The sequence below is a fragment of the Mesorhizobium sp. M7A.F.Ca.AU.001.01.1.1 genome (genome assembly GCF_004022735.1).
Lineage (GTDB): Bacteria > Pseudomonadota > Alphaproteobacteria > Rhizobiales > Rhizobiaceae > Mesorhizobium > Mesorhizobium ciceri.
This window is the reverse complement of the sequence record NZ_RZPF01000804.1, coordinates 1-2,708: the sequence shown is the minus strand read 5'-3', so window position 1 is coordinate 2,708 and position 2,708 is coordinate 1. Positions and strand designations below refer to the sequence as shown.

The window sequence follows — 2,708 nt, the reverse complement described above, 5'->3', positions numbered from 1 at the left end:
TGACCCCACCATTGCCAGCCAGACCGCCAAGACCCCCCGCCATCGACAGCACACCGCCGAGCAGAGCCGCATTGGTCTGCGCCTTCGCCGCCTTCTTGGCCGCATCGGCGCATGCCGTTTCCGTCGTCGGTTCGTTCCGGGCCTTCTTGCTGCCGGCCGCGCTCGCGATCGATGCCGGCCTGTCGTCGACCTGGCCCGTTTGGCAGCCCGCAAGGGCAATGGTCAGGGCCAGGAAAATGCTCTTTTTCATGGTGCTGCTCATCATCGGGCAGCGCGCGGCGGCAGCTTGGCCTCGCGATGATCGGTCACTGCGTTGCCCAAGGCGATCGACAGCAGATAGATGCGCGGATTGAACCCTGCCGCAGCCAGTGCCGACAGCGTCTTGAACAGTTGCAAATGAAACATCGTGCCCCCCTTTGGATTGCCGCCAATGCGGTTCCGGTTCCGGAATCGCGCCGCAAACTAGGGGCATAAAAGGGGGGCAGCTTGGACAGAACGGCACTGAAAGCGGCCAAAACGGCCCGGGATTGACGTTTTGCAGGCTCCGGCGCATATGACCGCGCTCTTGGGCATGGGGGGTGTCGATGACTGCGACGATGGGGACGTCAGCCTCATTCAGGCTGGCGACGGAGATGTTTCCGGAGCGGGATCGCGTCGAGATCACGCGTGAGGTTTACGGCCGCACGGTTCTGAGGGTGGACCTCGATCCGCTGGCGCCGGCGCAGATCGACATGCGGGTGCGCGCGTTGCCAGGCCTCGGCATCGCCACCGGCAGCTCATCGGAATTCCGGGTGCATCGTACGTCGTCGCTGATCGACAATGACGACTTCGTTCTTCTGGCGGCCCTCGACGGGGGCAGTGTGATGAAGCATCGCGGCCGCGAGGAGGCGGTCGGCAACGGCCAGGCGCTGATGATGAGCGGTGAAGAGGTTGGCCTCAACCTGATCGGCGCCGGCGGGTTTCGCTTCGTCAATCTGAGTTTTTCGCGCAAGCAGCTTTCGCCTCTGATCGGCGATCCGGCCGCGGTTCTTATGCGGCCCTTGCCGACCCAAAGCGGGGCGATGCGGCTGTTGCTCGACTATATCAGCTCGATCCAGGAGGTCGGAGACGAGTTGACTGCGGAGGCCTGCCACCTTGCGGCGGCACATGTTTTCGACCTTGCCGCACTCGCCATGGGCGCGACCAGGGATGCGGCCCAGATCGCACGCGGCCGCGGCGTCAGCGTTGCCCGCTTGCGCGCCATCAAGGCCGATATCGTCGCGCATGGTGGCCATGTCGACCTGTCGGCGCAAGACGTCGCCGCCCGCCACGGACTGTCGGCCCGCTACGTCCGCAAGCTGTTCGAGAGCGATGGCACATCCTTGATTGATTTCATGATGACCCAACGGCTGGCGCGCGCCCATCGCATGCTCGGCGATCCGCGCCATGCCGGACGCAGCATCACCGCGATCGCCTACGAGGCCGGCTTCAACGACCTTTCCTATTTCAACCGGGCGTTCCGTCGCCGTTATGACGCCACACCCTCGGACGTGCGGGCCGCGGCTTGCAAGCACTGACGCCCGGCTGCCGGCCAGCGGTCCTGTGCAGCGGCTGGACTCATTTGATCGCGTTTATTCGGCGGCCTTGGCCCCGGGATCGGCAAGCTTGTCGTCCCAGGTCACCGCCCGGTAGTCGAAACCATATTCCAGCGTCGGCTTGACGATGCGGAAATAGGGCGACAGGTCGAAATCGCGCGGCGTGTAGAGCGAATGGTGGCGGATGTGCAGGATTTCCTTGCGCGAATAGTTCGACTGCGCCGAGGCGCGGCCGGGCGCACGGGTGATCTCGGGCAGGATCGGATAGCGGATCTGGCCATAGGCCTCGGCAATCAGCGTCGAGCAGATCGCCCGTGTCGGATCGCCGGAACCGAAGGCCAGCATGCGGCGGCGCCAGCGCACCGGCACCGGCGGTGTCGGGAAGAAAAAACGCAGCATGTCGAAAATGTTCTTGAGGTCGTATTTCAGGCCGAGCTTGCCGATCATGAAGGCGACGACCTTGTCGCGATCCTCCGGCGCCAGCCCACTCGCCCGGCAGATACGGGTGTTGTAGGTGCGGTAGCGCGACAATGGAACGGCGACGCAGCCTTCGCCGATCGTGACCTCGATCAGGCGCGGCCGCTCCGAGCCGTCCGCCGGCGCGGGCAAGGCATCGCCGATATAGAAGGCCGCATGCGACCAGGTCGACTGGGTCAGGTACTTGATCGCCGCCGAGATCTTCTGGTTGCCCTCGATCAGCAGGATGTCGCCGGGCTCAAGCGTGCGACGCAGCGTTTCGGCATCGGAGGGGGTGTAGGGCTCGTAGCCGGACGATTCTTCCTGCAGCCGGCCGGCAAGCCAGCGGCCAAGTCGATCCAGAAGCGTGTCGCCGGGCTCGGTCATACTCCATGGCGATTAGCATGGGCGGGTAATGAGGGCTAGCGCACGCCTTTCTTCCCCCCGTCCGGACCGAGAGGAAGAGCGCCAAGTCATCCTACGATGCCGCGGCCTCTTCCGGCGGCGCAGCCAGATCGTCGCGCGCCTTGCGGGCCAGTTTGCGTGTCGAGCGTTTGGGACTGTCGCCGAACAGCTCGGCCGCCTCGGCAAGGCAGCTCTTCTTCAGCTGCTTTTCCGACCGCTTCAAAAGCTTGGCCAGAAGTTTCGTGTCCTCGGGCGGCCCGAGCAGCTGGTCGT

Annotated in this window: 4 protein-coding genes and 1 pseudogene; 1 reads left to right on the top strand and 4 read right to left on the bottom strand. The window is 64.7% G+C overall.

Annotated features, from left to right (window positions below):
- Together EN884_RS32120 and EN884_RS32115 are read right to left on the bottom strand one after the other, a co-directional pair.
- Nucleotides 1–250 (bottom strand): hypothetical protein (locus EN884_RS32120; protein ID WP_164895292.1); only part of this gene is annotated, 250 nt, incomplete at its 3' end.
- Nucleotides 251–261: 11 nt separating this feature from the next.
- Nucleotides 262–405, bottom strand: a complete 144-nt coding sequence (locus EN884_RS32115; protein ID WP_082826609.1) for a hypothetical protein — start codon at nt 403–405, stop codon at nt 262–264.
- 179 nt (nt 406–584) lie between these two features.
- Here EN884_RS32115 and EN884_RS32110 point away from each other — a divergent pair, with 179 nt between their 5' ends.
- Nucleotides 585–1,556 carry an AraC family transcriptional regulator gene (locus tag EN884_RS32110; protein ID WP_013528662.1) on the top strand — a complete coding sequence of 324 codons (972 nt, stop codon included), beginning with the start codon at nt 585–587 and terminating at the stop codon, nt 1,554–1,556.
- A 54-nt stretch (nt 1,557–1,610) separates the two neighbouring features.
- Here the strand turns inward: EN884_RS32110 and EN884_RS32105 are convergent, their stop codons facing one another.
- Both EN884_RS32105 and EN884_RS32100 read right to left on the bottom strand, forming a co-directional pair.
- Nucleotides 1,611–2,417, bottom strand: a complete 807-nt coding sequence (locus tag EN884_RS32105) for a hypothetical protein (RefSeq protein ID WP_013528661.1) — start codon at nt 2,415–2,417, stop codon at nt 1,611–1,613.
- 91 nt (nt 2,418–2,508) lie between these two features.
- Nucleotides 2,509–2,708 (bottom strand): annotated as a pseudogene (locus EN884_RS32100) (CHAD domain-containing protein); the annotation flags it as partial.